This window comes from Rhodococcus sp. ACS1 (assembly GCF_002300155.1).
Taxonomy (GTDB): Bacteria; Actinomycetota; Actinomycetes; order Mycobacteriales; family Mycobacteriaceae; genus Rhodococcus_F; species Rhodococcus_F koreensis.
The window spans coordinates 267573-287427 of record NZ_NSDZ01000011.1; the positions used below are offsets into that span (position 1 = coordinate 267573).

Genomic DNA, 19855 nt, shown 5'->3' on the forward strand with positions numbered 1-19855 from the left:
GAATCAGCGCCGCTTGCGCTTGGGGGACTTTCCGCGGTTGGACTGGGGGCGGGCACCGGGCTTCGGCTTCGACGCCGAACCGTCACCATTCGGCTGATCGGAGATGTCGCCTTCGACGATGCCCTCGACGATCTCCGGTTCGTTGTCGGCGTCGGAACCGTCCGTTGCGGTCGCGGCCTTCTTCTTTTTCTTGGTGAGATCGGGCCGTGCGCCGGGCTTCGGAGCGTTGTCCGCCCGGCGTGCGATGGCAGCCTGCTTCTTCTCTTCCTCTTCCTCGTCGATTTTGCGGAAGACGATGTGCTGCTGCCCGTACGTCCAAATGTTGTTACTCACCCAGTACAGGAGGATCGCGATGGGGAGGAACGGGCCACCGACGAGCACACCGAGCGGGAAGACCCACAGCGCGAGCTTGTTCATGATCGCCGACTGCGGGTTCGCGGCCGCCTCGGGGCTCTGGCGCCCGACGGAGGCACGCGAGTTGAAGTGCGTTGCGATGCTGGCGATGATCATCAGCGGAACCGCGACGACGGCGATGTTCAGCACCGTGGGGATGGGACCGTATGCGGCGAACGCGTCGAGCTGAGCCTTCGGCATGGTGATCCAGGCCGAGATGGGGGCACCGAACAGGCGGGCACTCAGGAAGGACTGCACGTCCTCGACGCTGAAGAAGTAGTTCGGTGTGTTCGCGTTGGCCTCGACCGACATGCCGAGCTGACCGATACCGGTGCCGGTGCGGTTGAACGAGCGAAGCACGTGAAACAGGCCGATGAAGACCGGCGCCTGCGCGAGAACCGGGAGGCAGCCCATGATCGGGTTGAACCCGTGCTCCTTCTGGAGCTTCTGCATCTCGGTGGCCTGACGCTGGCGGTCACCCGAATACTTCTTCTGCAGAGCCTTGATCTGCGGCTGAAGTTCCTGCATCTGGCGCGTCGTGCGGACCTGCTTGACGAACGGCTTGTACAGCACGGCACGCAGCGTGAACACGAGGAACACCACGGAGAGCGCCCACGTGATGCCGCTGTCCGGACCCAGGAAGGGAATGGCACCGAAAACCTTGTGCCAGACCCACAGGATCCCGGACACCGGATAGTAAATGAAGTCGAGCACGGCTCTATGTACTCCTCTGTTCGTCCACGTTCGCCGGACAGCAACGACGGCTACCCGCATGACGGTCGTGACGGGCAGGGACCGGGTCCCACCCTCCAGGGTGCCAGGGGGCACACTTCGCCAACCGAACCACCGTCAAAAGAAGGCCTTTGATCGCCCCGTGGGTACGCAGGGATTCCACCGCGTACTCGCTACAGGTCGGCATGAACCGGCAGGTCGGCAACCTCAGGGGCGACACATACGTCCGGTAGAGCTCGATGAAGAAAATGAGGGTGCGCGCCGGTAACGCACGGACCGACTTCCACGCGGAAGAGGCCGAGGAGCTGCCCTCGGCCGTGTCGGTGCGCGACTCGTGGAGTGCGCTTTTCATGTGGAGTTACTCACGGGCGCAAGAAGGTCCAATCGAAGGAGACCTGCACGAAGTTGCTTCTCCAGGTCCCGGCTACTTGCAGTCGCAGCTCCCGGAAGAGCGCGAATCACCACATCGGTTCCCCGTGGAACCACGTCCACGAGGTCGATGCAGATATGACGAAGCCGGCGTGCGACTCGATGTCGAATCACCGCCGGCCCGACAGCCTTACTCACAACCAGTCCGAATCGCGGACCGCCGCTACTCACCAGCTCATCTGCCTGCACACGGTCGAAAGCGTGCACAACCAGGTCGCGTCTTCCCATCCGACGACCACGTCGCACAGTCAACGAAAAATCTGAATGACGACGCAATCGGTGCGGCTCAGGCAACACCCCGAGCTCCCGAACCCAGTGTCGGGATCAGGCGGTGAGGGATTCGCGGCCCTTACGGCGACGCGCCGAAACGATTGCACGACCCGCACGGGTCCGCATACGAAGACGGAAGCCGTGAACGCGCGCGCGGCGTCGGTTGTTCGGCTGGAACGTCCGCTTGCCCTTGGCCACGGTCAACACTCCTCGAAGTTCATCGACGCCTCCCGGCGTCATGGATCTAACATTGGCGAAAACTCAGGTGTTCATCCACAGGGTGGGGATGAAACGACTTCGAAACTGGACTCGAGCCAGCACGAAACCGCCACCTCACCACAGGGTGACTGTTCGAGAGTACTTACCACTCCCGGTCAGGTCAAACTCGCTCACCTGCGATTCCCCCGCGAATCGGCTGACCGACACGCCGAGGATCGACAAATGCTTGCACCCCAACTTCCAATGTGCCAAACCGCTGTGAGGTTGCCGACACTGTTGCTAGCGTCTATGCATGGTCTCGCCGATGAACCCTGATCGAGTGCCCAGCTCTCGACTTCAGCGTTCTCATCTGCACATTCACCACAATTCATCCACAGGGCACAGATGGTGTCCCGCTTCGGATCATCACGAGGGTTCCTGACACCCTTCACTTCTCGGGTCCCCACACCCGCTCATCCAGGTTTCGCATGCATATGCGCAGGTCAGCGCGCTCAATCTGGACTCCTCACCGTCACACGACGCCGCGACAGCAGGCGTCTGCGGTTTGTCCACATCTGTGGATAATTGTGTGGAAACACAGTTCAGATGGCATATTCGTAGGTCCGTACGGGGTCCATCCTCAGGTCGGGGAAGCTCCCATTTCCGCCTCGACGACGGCACCGACACTGGACTCGGCACCGCACCCGCCGAGTCCGCGAACACACTGGGGAGGAACCACGTGAACGACGATCCGAATGCGCTCGCACGGATCTGGATCGACGTCGTCGCCGACCTCACATCCGATTCGCCCGGCGGCGATCTGCCGCCGTTGACGAGGGGACAGAAGGCGTGGTTGGCGCTCGTCAAACCGCTGACACTCGCACAGGGCTTCGCGCTCCTGTCCGTTCCGTCGCCCTTCGCGCAGGAAGCGATCGAACGGGATCTGCGTGAGCCGATCCTGCACGCGCTCGGCCGGCATCTCGGTGAGCAGGTCGAGGGTCTCGGTGTGCGCATCGCCGCCCCAGTCGACGACGAACCCGAATCCGAGGCCCCGAGCCGGGAGCGCAGGCCGGACCCGGAACCGGTCCACACCCCTCGCCATCTCGAGCCTTCCGTCACCAGTTCCGGCACCTTCCGCAGGCGCCGCTTCGGCTCCGGGGAAGACCAGCCCTACTCGGACACCACGGACTTCGAGGAGGTGGACGACGACACCGAGGCCCTCGCCAGCGTCCACGAATCCTGGCCGTCGTATTTCACGAAGCCGCCCGCGGGCCCGGCACCTGCGGCGACGGGTGGGAACAGCCTCAACGCGAAGTACACGTTCGACACGTTCGTGATCGGCTCGTCCAACCGGTTCGCCCACGCCGCGGCGGTCGCCATCGCCGAGGCACCGGCGCGCGCGTACAACCCGTTGTTCATCTGGGGAGCGTCCGGCCTCGGCAAGACGCACCTGTTGCACGCCGCCGGCCACTACGCCCAGCGGCTGTTCCCGGGGATGCGCGTCAAATACGTCTCCACCGAGGAATTCACCAACGACTTCATCAACAGCCTCCGCGACGACCGCAAGGTGGCGTTCAAACGCCGCTACCGCGAGACCGACGTGCTGCTGGTGGACGACATCCAGTTCATCGAGGGCAAGGAAGGTATCCAGGAGGAGTTCTTCCACACCTTCAACACCCTGCACAACGCGAACAAGCAGATCGTCGTCTCCTCCGACCGGCCGCCGAAGCAGCTGGCGACACTCGAGGAACGCCTGCGCACCCGCTTCGAATGGGGCCTGATCACCGACGTTCAGCCCCCCGAACTCGAAACCCGTATCGCCATCCTCAGCAAGAAGGCCCGAATGGACCGGCTCGAGGTGCCCGACGACGTCCTCGAGTTGATCGCCTCCCGGATCGAACGCAACATCCGGGAACTCGAGGGTGCCCTCATCCGGGTGACGGCGTTCGCGTCCCTGAACAGGCAACCTCTGGACCTCACGCTCGCCGAGGTGGTGCTGCGTGACCTGATGCCGGACTCGTCGAGTCTCGAGATCAATGCGGCGACGATCATGGCGGTCACCGCGGAGTACTTCAACATGTCGATCGACGACCTGTGCGGGCCCGGCAAGGCGCGTCCGCTGGCGTCCGCCCGCCAGATCTCCATGTACCTGTGCCGGGAGCTGACCGATCTGTCCCTTCCGAAGATCGGGCAGACGTTCGGCCGCGACCACACCACCGTCATGTACGCGGACAAGAAGATTCGCAAGGAGATGACGGAGCGGCGGAAGGTCTACGACCAGGTCCAGGAGCTCACCGCCCGGATCAAGCAGCGTTCCAAGAGGTAGTCACCCGCCTCTGCCTCTCCTGTGCCCCTGGTAGCTCGCCTACCGGGGGCACAGGTCGTTTTGCGGGCGTGATGATCCGACTCCGCCGCCGCAAGCAACTCGAGGGGCTCCTCGAGCGGGTCCTCGAGGGTGGGCTCGAGCGGGTCCTCGAGGTACCGCTCGAGGGTCTACTCGAGGCTTGCGCAAACCCCCGCCGGCGCGACACACCGGGGCAACACGCCGACGCCGGGACCTGGGATAAAGCATGCACACCTGTGGATAAATGTGGGGATGAGGTGGAATCTCTGTGGACAGAACGTGCAGAACTTTGAACAACCTCGAGTAGTCCACACGGGTGCCGGATCGGTCCTCGAGTTTGTCCTCGAGAATTCCCCATACGAGTACGCGGAGGGACCAGCGTCTACAGCTGTTCGTCCACAGATTCCACAGGACCTAATAGTACTTCTCATTAATTCTTATAAAAAACTCTTTGAAAACAGGGTTGGGGATCGCGTCCGTTCACAGGCCTCCGTCGGAGACTCGAGGACGGAGGCGTTCCGCTTTCAAGTTCGTCCTCGAGGGCATACGGTTATGCATCGCCGCTCTGTGAAAGACTGCAGTGCTGTGGTCACGGCTCGACCGTGGCGAACAACCGTGCCTACCGAGAGGAACAACCCGGCGATGGAGCTTGGAAGCCTGAAGTTTCGTGTCTCCCGGGAAGAATTCGCTGATTCAGTGGCATGGGTCGCTCGCAGTCTGCCGTCGCGGCCTCCCGTGCCCGTCCTCGGCGGAGTTCTCCTGGACGCGACCGAGCAAGGGTTGACGGTTTCCGGATTCGACTACGAGGTGTCGGCCCAGGTCAGGGTCGGGGCCGAGGTCGGTAGCGCCGGTCAGGTCCTGGTCTCGGGCAAGCTTCTCGCCGACATCACGAAGTCGCTTCCCAACAAGCCCGTCGACGTGACGCTCGAGGGCACTCGTGTGCTGATCACCTGCGGTAGCGCCAAGTTCTCCCTGCCCACCATGCCGGTCGAGGACTATCCCCAGCTTCCGCAGTTGCCGCAGCAGACCGGCTCGATTCCCGCGGACCTGTTCTCCGAGGCGATCAGTCAGGTGGCTGTCGCGGCGGGCAAGGACGACACCCTGCCGATGCTCACCGGCATCCGGGTCGAGATCGAACGCAACGCGATCGTGCTCGCGGCCACCGACCGGTTCCGTCTCGCGGTTCGTGAACTCGAGTGGTCGCCGGCGAACCCCGACACCGCCGCGGCCGTCCTCATCCCGGCCAAGACCCTCTCCGAGTCGGCGAAAACGCTTGCGGGAGATGCCACTTCACCGGTCGAGCTGGCTCTCGGCTCGGGCTCCGCGGTCGGAAACGACGGCCTCCTCGGCATCGTCAACGAAGGCCGTCGCACCACCACCCGACTGCTGGACGCCGAGTTCCCGAAGTTCCGGCAGCTGCTGCCGTCCGAGCACACTGCACTGGCCACCGTGGAGATCGCTCCGCTCGTCGAGGCCATCAAGCGTGTGGCGCTCGTCGCCGAGCGTGGTGCGCAGGTCCGCCTGCAGTTCTCCACCGAGGGGCTGCTGCTCTCCGCCGGCGGCGACGACGCCGGTCGGGCCGAGGAAGGCTTGAACGCGGTGTTCCAGGGCGAGCCGCTCACCATTGCCTTCAACCCCGGCTACCTGATCGACGGGTTGTCCTCGCTGCACAGTGAGCAGGTGCTGTTCGGCTTCACGACCCCCAGCCGCCCCGCGGTGCTGCGTCCGGCCACCGAGGAAGAGATCGAGCCCGACGATTCCGGCAATTTCGCGGCACCGGAGAGCGCGTACACGTACCTGCTGATGCCGGTGCGTCTGCCGGGCTGACGATTCGCGGAAGCGAAACCAGTACTGCCGTAAGAAATCTCACGAGTGGACGGAGATCACGATGCAGATCGGGTTGGTCGGGCTCGGAAAAATGGGATTCAACATGCGCGAGCGGTTGCGCGCGCACGGGCACGAGGTGGTCGGCTACGACCCCCGCCCCGAGGTCACGGATGTGGCGTCACTGGCGGAACTCGCCCAGCGACTTGAGTCTCCGCGCGTCGTGTGGGTGATGGTTCCGGCAGGAAAGATCACCCAGGACACGGTGACCGGGCTGGCGTCGGTGCTCGAGAGTGGCGACCTGGTGATCGACGGCGGCAACTCGAGATACACCGACGACAAGATTCACGGTGAGCTGCTCGGATCCCACGGCATCGGTTACCTCGACTGCGGTGTGTCCGGCGGGGTCTGGGGACTCGAGAACGGCTACGGGCTGATGGTCGGCGGGTCGGCCGCGGACGTCGAGCGGGCGCTGCCGATCTTCGACGCACTGCGCCCGGAGGGTGAGCGTGCGGACGGGTTCGTTCACGCAGGCCCGATCGGCGCCGGCCACTACGCGAAGATGATCCACAACGGCATCGAGTACGGACTGATGCAGGCGTACGCCGAGGGCTACGAACTGCTCGAGGCCGAAGACCTCGTCACCGACGTCCACGGTGTACTGCGCGCGTGGACCAACGGCACCGTCGTCCGGTCGTGGCTGCTGGAACTGCTCGTCAAGGCACTGGGTGAGGATCCCGATTTCGCCGAGATCTCCGGTTACACAGACGATTCCGGTGAGGGCCGCTGGACCGTGCTGGAGGCGATCGACCACGCCGTGCCCGCGCCGGTGATCTCGGCCGCGCTGTTCGCGCGGTTCGCGTCCCGTCAGGACGATTCCCCCGCGATGAAGGCCGTCTCCGCGCTGCGCAACCAGTTCGGTGGTCACGCCGTGAAGAAGGCGGCAGGCGAGGCAGAAGCCGGTTCTGGAACGTAGGTGTTCGTTCGCGCACTCTCGCTCAGAGATTTCCGTTCCTGGGACGCCCTCGGTCTGAACCTGCGTCCGGGCTGCACCGTCTTCGTCGGACCCAACGGGCACGGCAAGACGAATGTGCTCGAGGCGCTCGGCTACCTGTCGACGCTCTCGTCGCATCGGGTCAGCTCCGACGCACCGCTGATCAGGACGGGTACCGCTCAGGCATTCGCGGGGGCCACCGTCGTCAACACGGGCCGGGAACTGACCGTCGATCTCGAGTTGAACGAGGGCAAGTCGAACCGCGCGCGGATCAACCAGTCGCCCACCCGGCGGCCGCGGGAGATTCTCGGGATTCTGCAGACGGTGCTGTTCGCGCCGGAGGATCTGTCGCTGGTCCGCGGAGATCCGGGGGAGCGACGCCGGTACCTCGACGAACTCCTCACGTCCCGGATCCCCAGGATGGCGGCGGTGCGCGCCGATTACGAACGGGTGCTGCGCCAGCGGTCGGCATTGCTCAAGACCGCGGGTGGCGCGTTGCGGCGGTCTTCGCGGGGCAGCGGTCAGCCGGGCGAGGACGGTGCGAGTGCCCTTGCCACACTGGAGGTCTGGGACGGACACCTCGCCGCGCACGGCGCCCAGCTGCTCGCCGGGCGGCTGCATCTCGTCCACGACCTCGCGCCGCACCTGGCCGAGTCGTACCAGTCGTTGGCACCCGAGTCGAGGCCCGCGAGCATCCGCTACCGCTCGAGTCTGGGGTCCTCGCTGCCGCCGGAGTTCACCGAACCGGCGCGAGCGCCCGAGTCCGGCGACATCGCGTTCCTCGAGGAGCGGTTTCTCCAGGAGTTGTCCGTGATGCGCTCGAAGGAGATCGAGCGGGGTGTGTGCCTCGTCGGACCGCATCGTGACGATCTGGAACTGCAACTCGGCGACACCCCGGCGAAGGGATTCGCGAGTCACGGCGAGTCGTGGTCGTTCGCGCTGTCGCTGCGGCTCGCGGGATTCGCCCTGCTGCGGTCGGAAGGCAGCGATCCGGTCCTCATGCTCGACGACGTGTTCGCCGAACTCGACCGCAAGCGTCGCCGCGCCCTCGCCAAGGTCGCATTGGACGCCGAACAGGTGTTGATCACGGCCGCCGTGCCGGAAGATGTACCGGAAGAACTCGACGCAGTCCGGTACGGCGTCGAGGCCCGCGACACCGATCGAGGAAGAATCTCACACATCCTGGAAGAGACGGAGGACCGCCGTGACGGATGATGCCGAACCCACCGTGCCCGCGGCGACCCCCGAACCGGAGGTGAAGGGAATCGATCTCGCCCGGCGTGCCCTCGAGGAGGCGCGGGCCGCGGCGAAGGCGAGCGGAAAATCCGTCGGGCAGGGCCGCCGGTCCGGGACCGGTGTGCGGGCGTTGCGCGCCCGGCGCAGGCGAGGCTGGTCCGGTCCGGGGCCCGACGACCGTGATCCCCAGCCGTTCGGTGCGCTGACCAGCGCGCTCGCGAAACAACGCGGCTGGTCTCCCAAGGTGTCCGAGGGAACGGTCCTCGGTCGATGGGTGCAGGTGGTCGGTGAGGACATCGCCGCGCACGCCGAGCCGACCGGGCTGCGGGACGGGATTCTCAGCGTCTCCGCGGAGTCGACGGCCTGGGCGACCCAGCTTCGGATGATGCAGTCGCAGATTCTCGCGAAGATCGCCGCGGCCGTCGGCGACGGCGTCGTGAAGTCGCTGCGGATCACCGGTCCGACCGCGCCGAGCTGGCGAAAAGGGGAACGGCACATCCGGGGGCGCGGCCCCCGCGACACCTACGGATAGGCCGGAGCGGGCGTTCGGTCCCTAGTTTTGTCTATTACCCGGTGTTACAGTTACTCCAAGTCATCGAGTGAACTGTGCCACAAGCCTTCGTCGTGGCGCAGCCGCCGGCACGAAGGAGTAATGAGATGTCCGCCCCGACTGCGCCCCGGAACGCGATCCCCGAACCGGACCACATCCTGTTGCAGGCCAGAAACGTGGAGTTCGACTGGTCGAACCTCCCGATGCACTGGATCCCGGGCGACCCGTTCAGCACGCACGTCCTCAATGTCCTGCACCTCCTCCTGCCCGCGGGCGAGGAGTGGTTCGTCGAGACGTTCAAAGAGGCCCTGCCGCTGATCGAGGACGAGCAGCTCCGCGACGACGTCGTCGGGTTCATCGGCCAGGAAGCGATGCATGCCAACGCGCACACCGGCGTGCTGGTGCACCTGAAGGAGAAGGGGCTCGATCCGACACCCTTCACCGAGCAGATGGAATGGACCTTCTCCAAGATCCTCGGACCGCGACCGCTGACCGGTCTGCGCGAGAAGAACTACCTGATCGAGCGGCTGGCGGTCATCGCCGCCATCGAGCACATCACCGCGTTCCTCGGCGACTGGGTCCTGGGCGCCGAGGGCCTCGATCGGGTGGGGATGCACCCGACGATGCTCGACCTGCTGCGCTGGCACGGCGCCGAGGAGGTCGAGCACCGGTCGGTGGCGTACGACGTCATGCGGTACTTCGACAAGCGGGAGTCGCGGCGGATCCGCACCCAGCTGATCGTGACTCCGGTCATCGTATGGCTGTGGGTACGCGGCACCCGATTCCTCATGCGGAACGATCCGGAGCTCGCCCAGTGGTCGGCGCACCGGCGTAAGCCGCACCTGACCGATTTCTTCGCGGCGGGCAAGCGCGGCACCCTCCCGACGGCCCGCGAACTCGGCAAGCGGATGTCGACGTACTTCACGCGGTCGTACCACCCGAGCAACGAGGGTTCGACGGCGCAGGCCGTGAAGTACCTGGCGTCCTCGCCGGCGGCTCAGGTGGCCGAGCGATGAAGCTGTCCCAGGTGCGGGAGGTGTTCACCGGGCAGGGGCTGCCCCGGTACGACGCGCCGCCGGACATCAAGGGCCGCTCGCGTCCCGACCGCGCCATGCGGATCACCGAGGCCGTGGCCGCCAAGTACCTTCGTGTTCTCACCGCGTACGAGTACGACCCCGGCGTCGCCGGTCACAACCCCGATGTGGCGATGAAAATGGTTGTCTCCCAACGGGACGTCGTGGCACTGGACGACAACGTCGTGCAGTTGCGGTTCGAGGCCGAGGACGGCGCCGAACTTCCTGCGTGGCAGCCGGGTTCGCATCTCGACTTCCACCTGCCGTCCGGGCTGCGACGCCAGTACTCGCTGTGCGGGGATCCGTCCGACCGCACGGGCTACAGCATCGCCGTCCGCCGGATCCCCGACGGCGGTGGCGGATCCCTCGAGATGCATGCCCTCGAGCCGGGGGCGTCGGTGACGGTTCGCGGACCCCGCAACGGATTTCCGTTCGTGGGCGAGGGGAGCGCGCTCTTCGTCGCCGGCGGCATCGGCATCACGCCGATCCTGGCGATGGTGCGCGCCGCGCGCGATCTCGGGATGGACTGGCAGTTCGTGTATTCCGGCCGGTCCCGGGAGTCGATGCCGTTCCTCGACGAGATCGAAACATTCGATCCGTCACGGATTTTCATCCGCCCCGACGACGAATTCGGACTGCCAATCGCAGAGGAATTGCTCGAGCGTGCCGCGCCCGGCGGCGCCGTCTACTGCTGCGGGCCGACGCCGATGCTCGAGTCGGTGCGCCGCGCCTTTCCCGGAAGCCCCGCCACCGCGTTGCATTTCGAGCGATTCGGTGCGCCGCCGGTCCGGGGCGGCACCGAATTCGAAGTGCAGCTCGTCAGCACGGGTGAGGTGCTCACCGTGCCCGCCGACGAATCCGCGCTCACGGTGATCAAGAAGACGATGCCCGGAGTGGGGTATTCGTGCCAGCAGGGATTCTGCGGCACCTGCAGGGTCAAGGTGCTGTCCGGCACCCCGGACCACCGCGAGACGCGGCTCACCGACGCCGAGCAGGAGAACGAGATGCTGATCTGCGTGTCCCGCACCGACGGCGGCCGCCTCGTCCTCGACCTGTAATCCACCGATTCCCGAACCCGAACCCAGAGGACACCCATGACTCCATCCACGTCCGGTACCGCCCGGCGGATCACCAACGGTTCCGTCGACCTCGCCGTGTTCGAGGAAGGCAACCCCGCCGGCGAGACGATGGTGCTAGTTCACGGCTGGCCCGACACCCACGAACTGTGGAGCCGGGTGGTGCCGTTCCTGAAGGAACGGTTCCGGGTGGTCAGCTACGACAGCCGCGGCGCCGGCGAGAGCACCGTGCCCACCCGGGTCGAGGACTACCGGCTGCCCGCCCTGGCGGGCGACCTGTTCACGGTGATCGACGCCGTCAGCCCGGGCAGGCCGGTGCACGTGCTCGCGCACGACTGGGGGTCGGTGGAGGCGTGGGAGGCGGTCTGCGAACCGGGCGCCCGTACGCGGATCGCGTCGTTCACGTCCGTCTCCGGGCCGAACCTCGACCACCTCGGGAAGTGGATGCGCCGCCGCATCTCCGACCGCCGGTTCGGCGGGCCGCTCGCGCAGGCCGTCGCGTCCGGCTACACCGTCCTGTTCCAGATCCCGGGCCTGGCGACGCTGCCGCTGCGGCTGTGGTTCTCCCGGCACTGGCCGGCGTTCCTGAAGTTCTTCGACCGCCTCGACCCGGCCCTGGTGCGTCCGGCGCCGACGCTGGCGGACGACATGGTCAACGGTCTCAAGCTGTACCGGGCGAACATCCGGACCAGCCTGCTGCGGCCGCGTGAGCGGTACACCGACGTCCCCGTCCAGCTGATCCTGAACGAGAACGACAAGGCGGTACGGCCCGTCGGGTACGAGGACACCGAGAAATGGGCACCCGATCTGCGCCGTCGAGGGGTCGACGCCGGTCACTGGTCGCCCATCTCCCACGCCGAGGACATTGCGCAACTCGCCGCGGAGTTCGTGCTGGACGTCGAGGACCGGCAATGGGGAAATGCCCCGGACGGGCCGTCCGAGAGCGCGTCAGCCTAGGTTTTCACTCCCGAGGCGCCCTGAAAATTCGTCTACGGGGCGCTCAGGGGTGTCATAGCCCGCTCCTGGGCCAGACGTACCAGTAAGATGGCCGAGGTAACTAGCGGCAAGATTCCCGATTCTCGTCTCCCGCGTGCCCGACCAGGGCGGTGGGCGCCTGCGTCGGGCATTGGACGGAGAAGGAGAGCTACCCACCCGTGGCTGCCCAGAAGTCAGACAAAAGCACCTCCAGCAAGGACTACGGCGCTTCTTCCATCACCGTCCTCGAGGGACTCGAAGCCGTCCGTAAGCGACCGGGTATGTACATCGGTTCCACCGGTGAACGCGGTCTCCACCACCTGATCTGGGAAGTCGTCGACAACTCCGTCGACGAGGCCATGGCCGGCTACGCCAGCAAGGTCGAGATCACCCTTCTCGAAGATGGTGGCGTCCAGGTCGTCGACGACGGCCGAGGCATCCCCGTCGGGATGCACGCCTCCGGTGTCCCCACCGTCGAGGTCGTCCTCACCCAGCTGCACGCCGGCGGCAAGTTCGACTCCGACTCGTATGCCGTGTCCGGCGGTCTGCACGGTGTCGGTATCTCCGTCGTCAACGCGCTGTCCACCCGGCTCGACGTCGACATCAAGCGCGACGGCTTCCGCTGGAACCAGACCTACACCGACTCGAAGCCGGGTGAACTCGTCAAGGGCGAGGCCACCAAGGAGACGGGCACCACGGTCACGTTCTGGGCCGACCCGAACATCTTCGAGACCACGGTCTACAGCTTCGAGACGGTCGCGCGCCGCCTCCAGGAGATGGCCTTCCTCAACAAGGGCCTGACGATCACCCTGACCGACGAGCGCGTGAGCGACGCCGAGGTCACGGAAGAGGTCGTCAGCCAGGTCGCGGACGCCCCGAAGTCCGCCGAGGACGAGCACGCCGAAGCCGATGCGCCGGCCGTCCACAAGGTCAAGACCCGCGTCTACCACTACCCGGGCGGACTCGAGGACTACGTGCGGCACATCAACCGCACGAAGCAGCCGATCCACAACTCCGTCGTCGGTTTCACCGCGAAGGGCACCGGCCACGAACTCGAGATCGCGATGCAGTGGAACTCCGGCTACTCGGAGTCGGTCCACACGTTCGCGAACACCATCAACACCCACGAGGGCGGCACCCACGAAGAGGGGTTCCGGTCCGCTCTGACGGCGACGGTCAACAAGTACGCACTCGACAAGAAGCTGCTCAAGGAGAAGGACCCGAAACTCACCGGTGACGACATCCGTGAGGGTCTCGCGGCGATCATCTCCGTCAAGGTAGGTGAACCGCAGTTCGAGGGTCAGACGAAGACGAAGCTCGGCAACACCGAGGTCCGGTCGTTCGTGCAGAAGGCGAGCAACGAGCACCTCTCGCACTGGTTCGAGGCGAACCCGGCCGACGCGAAGACCATCGTGAACAAGGCGGTGTCGTCGGCGCAGGCCCGCGTCGCCGCCCGCAAGGCCCGCGAACTGGTTCGGCGCAAGAGCGCCACCGACCTCGGCGGCCTGCCGGGCAAGCTCGCCGACTGCCGGTCCAACGACCCGAGCAAGTCCGAGATCTACATCGTGGAGGGCGACTCCGCAGGCGGCTCCGCGAAGTCCGGCCGTGACTCGATGTACCAGGCGATCCTGCCGCTGCGAGGCAAGATCATCAACGTCGAGAAGGCACGTATCGACCGGGTGCTGAAGAACACCGAAGTCCAGTCGATCATCACCGCGTTCGGCACCGGCATCCACGACGAGTTCGACATCGCGAAGCTGCGGTACCACAAGATCGTGCTGATGGCCGACGCCGACGTCGACGGCCAGCACATCGCAACGCTGCTGCTCACGCTGCTGTTCCGCTTCATGCGGCCGCTCGTCGAACACGGCCACGTGTACCTGGCGCAGCCCCCGCTGTACAAGCTCAAGTGGCAGCGCGCCGACCCGGAGTTCGCCTACTCCGACCGCGAGCGCGACGCCCTCGTCAAGGCCGGCCTCGAGTCGGGCAAGAAGATCAACAAGGACGACGGCATCCAGCGCTACAAAGGTCTCGGCGAGATGAACGCCAAGGAACTGTGGGAGACCACGATGGATCCGACCGTGCGTGTCCTGCGTCTCGTGACGCTCGACGACGCGGCCGCAGCCGACGAGTTGTTCAGCGTCCTCATGGGCGAGGACGTCGAGGCCCGGCGAAGCTTCATCACCCGTAACGCCAAGGACGTCCGCTTCCTCGACGTCTAGGTATCCGGCACAACAGAATACGGATCGCGTGCAGCCACCGGTGGTCGGAAGACCCCGGTGGCTGCACCCGTCTGGGCCGGTTGCGGGAACGGATGACGCAGAATTCCGTCCTCGACTGTGAACGGCGATTCTGTGTAGCCTGGTCGGCTGATCCACCCCGCGGCGGCAACGTCTGGGATCAGTGGTGCGGATGTTACTTGGAAGTAAGGATCGGGGAATTTCTGTGGTAAGAACGTTCCCCATGGGGATGTGATGAACTCGTTACATTCGGAAATCGGTGCGTCGGGCAGCGCTGCGCACAGCGCAACTGATCGATCACTTTCCTCTGTCGACGCGTGTCGTCCGATCCGGTACGGCTGCCCTCTCGCGGGCGGGGTCACGAGCACAGAGCGACAAGCTATGAGTGGTTGGAAAGGAAGCGTGGGATGAGCGACGATTCGCCGCCCCGGGCAAAGTTCTGGGATATCGAGGGCTGGGGCCTGCGGTGGAAGGTCACTGCGGTACTCGCAGTTCCCGTCACCGTCGCCATGGTGCTCGGCGGGCTCCGCGTGCAGGGCGAGCTGAGCAACGCCGTCCACTTCACCGAGGCCGCCGACCAGATCGTCGTCGTCCCGGACATCGTGGCCCTCGAGGCCTCGATGGGTACCGTGACCAGTGGTTACGCCTCGGGCACCCTCACCAAGGAAGACCGTGCGGTCGCGGAATCCCTGATGAACGACGTGTCCGAACAGGCCCGGAACCCCGAACTGGATCCCGCCGTCGCGAGTTCCATCAACCAGACCGTCTCGGACGGCCGGGCCCTCCTCAATCTGATGGACTCCCCGGGTGTCGCCACCGATCTGCTCGCGGAACGCCAGCGCGCGTTCGCCGCGGACTTCATCCGGGAAGTCGACGACATCGTCCGCCCCATCGAGGACAGCGAGGTCGTCGACAAGGGCTACCAGCTGACCAACGCCTGGCAGGCGCAGCGTCGCCTGTTCGAACAGGCCATGGGTCTCGTGATCGTGAAGGACGTGTACGCCAGTCCCGAAGGACGGGAGAAGGCCCGCACGGGCAACATTCCCACCTCGGCCGTCGTCGCGGCCGCCGGCGCCGAATCGAGCCTCCTCGACGTCCTCGACCGGTACTACCCGAAGGGCGACGAGCGCCTCCAGACGCTGCGGAACAACATCAACGACCGCAACGCCCTCATCGACCGGGGTCTGGCCGACGCGGCACGCGGCGGGGTGCTGCCCATCCTGCAGCTGCGTTCCTCGCTCATCGCCAGCCGCGACATCTACCAGGACCTGACCAGCGAAGTGGCGAAGGACATCGCGTCCACCGTGCAGATCCGCGCCGCCGAGACCCGGTCCGCCGCGCTGCGTGACACGGCGATCGTCCTCGGAACGCTGCTCGCCGCGCTCGTTCTCGCGCTCCTCGTGTCGCGGTCGCTGATCGGCCCGATCCGCCGACTGCGGTACGGCGCGCTGAAGGCCGCCCGCCGCGACCTGCCGGACGCGATCGAGCAGATCAAGGCCAGCGACGATCCGAGGGGGCTGTCGTTCGAACCGGTGGCCGTGCACTCCTCCGAGGAGATCGGGCAGCTCGCCCGCGCCGTGGACGACATCCACGGGCAGGCACTCAAGCTCGCCGGTGAGCAGGCGCAACTGCGTCTGCAGATCAACGACATGTTCGAAACGCTCGCCCGCCGAAGCAAGTCGCTCGTCGACCAGCAGCTCGGCCTGATCGAGAATCTCGAGTTCGAGGAGAAGGACCCGAAGCGCCTCGAGAGCCTGTTCCGGCTGGACCACCTGGCCGCGCGTATGCGCCGGAACGGCGAGAACCTGCTGATTCTGGCCGGCACCCGCGTGCGTCGGTCACAGGCGGCGCCGATCCCGCTCGGTGACGTGCTGCGCGCCGCGATCTCCGAGGTCGAGGACTACCAGCGGGTCCAGATGGGTGCGACCCCCGAAGGTGCGCTCAGCGGCACCGTCGTCACCGACGTCGTGCACCTGCTCGCCGAACTCGTCGACAACGCGCTGCGCGCCTCGCCGCCGGACACGGCGGTGACGTTCAGCTTCGCTCGCGCCGTCGACGGTGGAGTGCTGCTCGAGATCGCGGACCGCGGCATCGGTATCCCCGCCGACGACATGCGCGCCGTCAACGAACGCCTGGCGTCGGGTGGCGAGGTCGGTCCCGAGACCGCCCGCCACATGGGCCTGTTCGTCGTGAGCCGGCTCGCGAAGCGTCACGGTCTGACCGTGCGCCTGCGGTCGACGTTCGACACCGCCCGCAACCCGGGTGTGACCGTGAGCATCCACATCCCGAACGCGCTGATCGTGTCGCAGGCGGCGCGGCAGGACACGGGATCGCAGCGGAAGATTCCCGCGGCACCGGTTCGGACCGCCATCCCGGCGCCCGCGGCCCCGGCGCCGCGCAAGGACACCCCGCAGTTGCCGGCGACCCGCAACGGACTGCCCACCCGCACCCCGTCCACGCCTCCGCCGGCGCCGAGCCCGGCTCCCGCGGGTGCGGTGACGACGGCGTCGGGCACCAGCCTGCCCCAACGGCAGCCCGGTGCCAGCGGTATCGCGGCCGGCGCGGGATCGTCGGCCGCTGCCCCGGCCGCGCAGTCCCAGGACACCGTCAACGTCCGCGGATCCGGAGCGATGCCGAAGCTGCCCGTGCGGCGGCCGCAGGCGGCGACCCCGGCATCGCGGCCGGAGACGGCGCCGGCGGAATCGCAGCCGCAGCACGCACCGCACGCACCCCGCAGCGAGAACCGCATCGAGGCGCGGACCGCGGAACAACCGGCGCCCCTGTTGTCGAACGGCGACGACCAGGCACCGGTCCGGCACCGCTACCGCACCAACTCGGCGAAGACCGCGTCGTTCTTCCAGTCGCGGATCGATCCGCCCCCGGCCGCGGCGACCCCGCGGCCCGGCGGCGGCACCCCGATCTTCTCCGACATGGTGTCCGACTGGCTGACCGATCCGACCGGCGCCGAGGGCGCACCCGGCGTCTGGCACTCCGCCGGCGACGCCGGATGGTCCGCCGCGGAACGGATCAGCGAGACCCCCGTCGAGGTCGACCCGGAGATCGGACTGCCGAAGCGGCGCCCCGGTGACCGGCTGGTTCCCGGCACGGTCGAAGGCGCGCACAATACGGGGACCCTGCGCCGGGTGCGCGACCCCGAGACGATTCGCGCCAATCTCAGTCGTCACCAGCAGGGCGTCCGAAACGGCAGGGCTACGAGGCTCGCGGAACGTAACAGCATTGAAGGAGACCGATGAACACCGCTCATGGATCCGACGTCACGCGACCTCTCGACTGGTTGGTGTCGAACTTCGCCAGTGACGTCCCCGGTGTCTCGCACGCCGTGCTGGTGTCCGCGGACGGTCTCCTGATGGCGGCCAGCGCCCACCTCCCGATCGACCGGGCCGAGCAGCTGGCCGCGGTCACGTCGGGGCTCGCAAGCCTGTCGGCCGGCGTGTCCCGGCTCTTCGAGGGCGGCGGCGTGCTGCAGTCGGTGGTCGAGATGCAGCACGGGTACCTGCTGCTCATGAGCGTCGGCGACGGCTCGCACCTCGCGACGCTCACGGACGCCGAGTGCGACATCGGGCAGGTCGGCTACGAGATGGCGATCCTGGTCGACCGCGTCGGCGCATCGGTGCAGGCCACGGCCCGCACCCCGCAGGGCCTCTGACCAGCCCATGCCCATGAACGACCACCACTCGGAGCAGCGGGGCCCGAACATCGTGCGCCCGTACTCGCTGACGTCGGGCCGGACCCGGCCCGCGGTCGAGCTCGCGCTCGAAGCGTTGATTCAGGCACTGCCGCAGTCGGTGGACCGGCAGTGGGAACTCGACGACGTCAACGCGGCCATCGTCGCGTTGTGCCAGCAGTCGCCTTCGGTCGCCGAGATCGCCGCCCGGGTGGGTGTGCCCCTCGGAGTGGCACGCGTCCTCGTCGCAGACCTGGTCGAGGCCGGTCATCTTCAGATCCTGGCCACCCTGAAGGAAGACTCGACCGACTCCGAACGTCGTGAACTCATCGAAAGGGTCCTCAGTGGACTTCGCGAAATCTGATCCCCGCAATCGGGTGACCTCGACCAAGATCGTGATCGCCGGCGGGTTCGGCGTCGGCAAGACCACGCTGGTGGGGGCGGTCTCCGAGATCGTCCCGCTGCGCACCGAGGCGCTCGTGACCAACGCCAGCGACGGCGTCGACAACCTGGCTGCGACACCGCAGAAGGGCACGACCACCGTCGCCATGGACTTCGGTCGCATCAGCCTGGCCGACGACCTGGTGCTGTACCTGTTCGGCACGCCCGGTCAGCACCGGTTCTGGTTCATGTGGGACGACCTGATCCGCGGTGCGATCGGCGCGATCGTCCTGATCGACACCCGCCGGCTGGACGAGAGTTTCGCGGCGGTCGACTTCTTCGAGGCCCGGCAGCTTCCGTTCCTCGTCGCGATCAACGAGTTCGACGACGCCCCCCGTTACCCGATCGAGGACATTCGGGCGGCCCTCGCGATCTCCGAGGACGTGCCGATCATCCCGATCGACGCGCGTGACCGGGAATCGGCGAAACGCGCCCTGGTCGCGATCACCGAATACGCACTGACCAAGCTCCACACGGCCGCGTACTGAGGATTCGAAACATGTCGGACGAGTTGCAGCACTTCTCCATGGGCACGTGGATCATCGGCCTCGCCGCGGTCACGTCGTTCATCGGCGTCTTCGTCGGTATCGCCAGCGCCCGCAAGGCGGTGACCGCGCCGAACCCGAGGCAGCGGTACCTGTGGCTGGCGTGGGGCGCGCTGTCCATCGGCGGTATCGGCGCGTGGCTGCCGCACTACATCGCGATGGTCGGGTTCGAGGTCTACGGCAGCGTGGTGCGCTACGACGTCCTGTGGATCGTGATCTCGTTCGTCGTGCCCGTCGCGGCCGCCGCGGTCGCGTTGCTGATCATCAGCCCGCCACCGACGAAGCACCGGCTGCCGAGTGCAACGGTGGAGATCGGCCGCCTCGCAGGTGGTGCGGTGCTCCTCGGCATCGGGTTCACCGGAATGGACCTCGCGATCGTCGCATCCCTCGAGATCCAGGGTTCGGTGAACTCCGACGTCCTGCTGACCTCGGCGTCGGCGGTGATCGGCCTCGGCGTCGGCGCCGGAATCATGTGGTCCATCTCGGCCCTCGAGTCGCGCACGCTGCGGCTGGTGGCGTCGGTGGTCGTGGCCGCCGGACTGGTGGCCATGCACTACACCGGCGTGTTCGGGCTGAGCGCTGCCGTCGACCAGGCCGTGGCGCGTCCGGACGGCCTCGAGGTGTTCTCGATCCTGTTCCCCGTCTTCGTGCTGGGCATGCTGGTGGTCACCATCCCGATCACCGCCCTGCTGATGGCGCCCGACCGCGTCGCCGCCGAGCTCGAACTCGAGGCCGACATGCTCGCCGCCGAATCCCTCGCCGCCGAAACGCAGGGCAGGGAGCTCGAACTCCAGTAGATCGGGCGACTCCTGCGGCACCGATTCCCGGGCGCACCCGAGTCCTTCACCCT

The 19855-nt window shown here is 66.6% G+C and carries 17 protein-coding genes and 1 pseudogene; 14 read left to right on the top strand and 4 right to left on the bottom strand.

The features are described from left to right. Positions 1-3: 3 nt before the first annotated feature. From yidC to rpmH, 4 genes are read right to left on the bottom strand one after another with little or no spacing between them, the layout of a single operon-like run. Positions 4-1107, bottom strand: coding sequence for a membrane protein insertase YidC (yidC, locus tag CJ179_RS42645; RefSeq protein WP_072942736.1), 1104 nt, complete (start codon positions 1105-1107; stop codon positions 4-6). 4 nt (positions 1108-1111) lie between these two features. Beyond that, the gene (gene yidD, locus CJ179_RS42650) at positions 1112-1477 is read right to left on the bottom strand and encodes a membrane protein insertion efficiency factor YidD (RefSeq protein WP_095865459.1); all 366 of its coding nucleotides are present in this window, start codon (positions 1475-1477) and stop codon (positions 1112-1114) included. Continuing rightward, a complete protein-coding gene (gene rnpA / locus CJ179_RS42655) occupies positions 1474-1851 on the bottom strand; it encodes a ribonuclease P protein component (RefSeq protein WP_072942740.1) in 378 nt (125 codons plus the stop codon). The genes yidD and rnpA overlap by 4 nt, the downstream gene beginning before the upstream one ends. Before the next feature lie 27 nt (positions 1852-1878). Continuing rightward, entirely contained in the window at positions 1879-2022 is a 144-nt protein-coding gene (rpmH, locus tag CJ179_RS42660; protein ID WP_005263481.1) for a 50S ribosomal protein L34, read from the bottom strand. Between the two features lie 739 nt (positions 2023-2761). Here rpmH and dnaA point away from each other — a divergent pair. The 14 genes and pseudogenes from dnaA (at position 2762) to CJ179_RS42730 (ending at position 19802) form a co-directional block, all read left to right on the top strand. Beyond that, positions 2762-4348, top strand: coding sequence for a chromosomal replication initiator protein DnaA (dnaA, locus tag CJ179_RS42665; RefSeq protein ID WP_072942742.1), 1587 nt, complete (start codon positions 2762-2764; stop codon positions 4346-4348). Positions 4349-5008: 660 nt separating this feature from the next. Next, positions 5009-6193, top strand: a complete 1185-nt coding sequence (gene dnaN, locus CJ179_RS42670) for a DNA polymerase III subunit beta (RefSeq protein WP_072942744.1) — start codon at positions 5009-5011, stop codon at positions 6191-6193. A gap of 40 nt (positions 6194-6233) precedes the next feature. After that, positions 6234-7166: pseudogene (gene gnd, locus CJ179_RS42675) on the top strand (phosphogluconate dehydrogenase (NAD(+)-dependent, decarboxylating)); the annotation flags it as partial. Continuing rightward, entirely contained in the window at positions 7167-8399 is a 1233-nt protein-coding gene (recF, locus tag CJ179_RS42680) for a DNA replication/repair protein RecF (RefSeq protein WP_095865460.1), read from the top strand. Beyond that, positions 8389-8952 carry a DUF721 family protein gene (locus tag CJ179_RS42685; protein ID WP_072942747.1) on the top strand — a complete coding sequence of 188 codons (564 nt, stop codon included), beginning with the start codon at positions 8389-8391 and terminating at the stop codon, positions 8950-8952. Before recF ends, CJ179_RS42685 begins: the two co-directional genes overlap by 11 nt. Positions 8953-9077: 125 nt before the next feature. Beyond that, the gene (locus CJ179_RS42690) at positions 9078-9986 is read left to right on the top strand and encodes a metal-dependent hydrolase (RefSeq protein WP_095865461.1); all 909 of its coding nucleotides are present in this window, start codon (positions 9078-9080) and stop codon (positions 9984-9986) included. Next, a complete protein-coding gene (locus tag CJ179_RS42695; protein ID WP_095865462.1) occupies positions 9983-11101 on the top strand; it encodes a PDR/VanB family oxidoreductase in 1119 nt (372 codons plus the stop codon). The genes CJ179_RS42690 and CJ179_RS42695 overlap by 4 nt, the downstream gene beginning before the upstream one ends. A 36-nt stretch (positions 11102-11137) precedes the next feature. Beyond that, complete coding sequence (locus tag CJ179_RS42700; protein WP_095865463.1) at positions 11138-12076, top strand: alpha/beta fold hydrolase; 939 nt, start codon at positions 11138-11140, stop codon at positions 12074-12076. A gap of 197 nt (positions 12077-12273) precedes the next feature. Next, positions 12274-14316 (top strand): DNA topoisomerase (ATP-hydrolyzing) subunit B, encoded by a 2043-nt coding sequence (gene gyrB / locus CJ179_RS42705; protein ID WP_072942754.1) that lies wholly within the window; start codon positions 12274-12276, stop codon positions 14314-14316. Positions 14317-14741: 425 nt separating this feature from the next. Further along, on the top strand, positions 14742-17588 hold the full coding sequence (locus CJ179_RS42710; RefSeq protein WP_095865464.1) for a sensor histidine kinase: 2847 nt from the start codon (positions 14742-14744) through the stop codon (positions 17586-17588). Next, entirely contained in the window at positions 17585-18001 is a 417-nt protein-coding gene (locus CJ179_RS42715; RefSeq protein WP_005249096.1) for a roadblock/LC7 domain-containing protein, read from the top strand. The genes CJ179_RS42710 and CJ179_RS42715 overlap by 4 nt, the downstream gene beginning before the upstream one ends. 7 nt (positions 18002-18008) lie before the next feature. Further along, positions 18009-18383, top strand: coding sequence for a DUF742 domain-containing protein (locus tag CJ179_RS42720; RefSeq protein ID WP_072942764.1), 375 nt, complete (start codon positions 18009-18011; stop codon positions 18381-18383). 13 nt (positions 18384-18396) lie between these two features. Next, complete coding sequence (locus CJ179_RS42725; RefSeq protein WP_005249094.1) at positions 18397-18948, top strand: ATP/GTP-binding protein; 552 nt, start codon at positions 18397-18399, stop codon at positions 18946-18948. Positions 18949-18959: 11 nt separating this feature from the next. Next, positions 18960-19802 (top strand): MHYT domain-containing protein, encoded by an 843-nt coding sequence (locus CJ179_RS42730; protein ID WP_095865465.1) that lies wholly within the window; start codon positions 18960-18962, stop codon positions 19800-19802. Positions 19803-19855 lie beyond the last annotated feature (53 nt).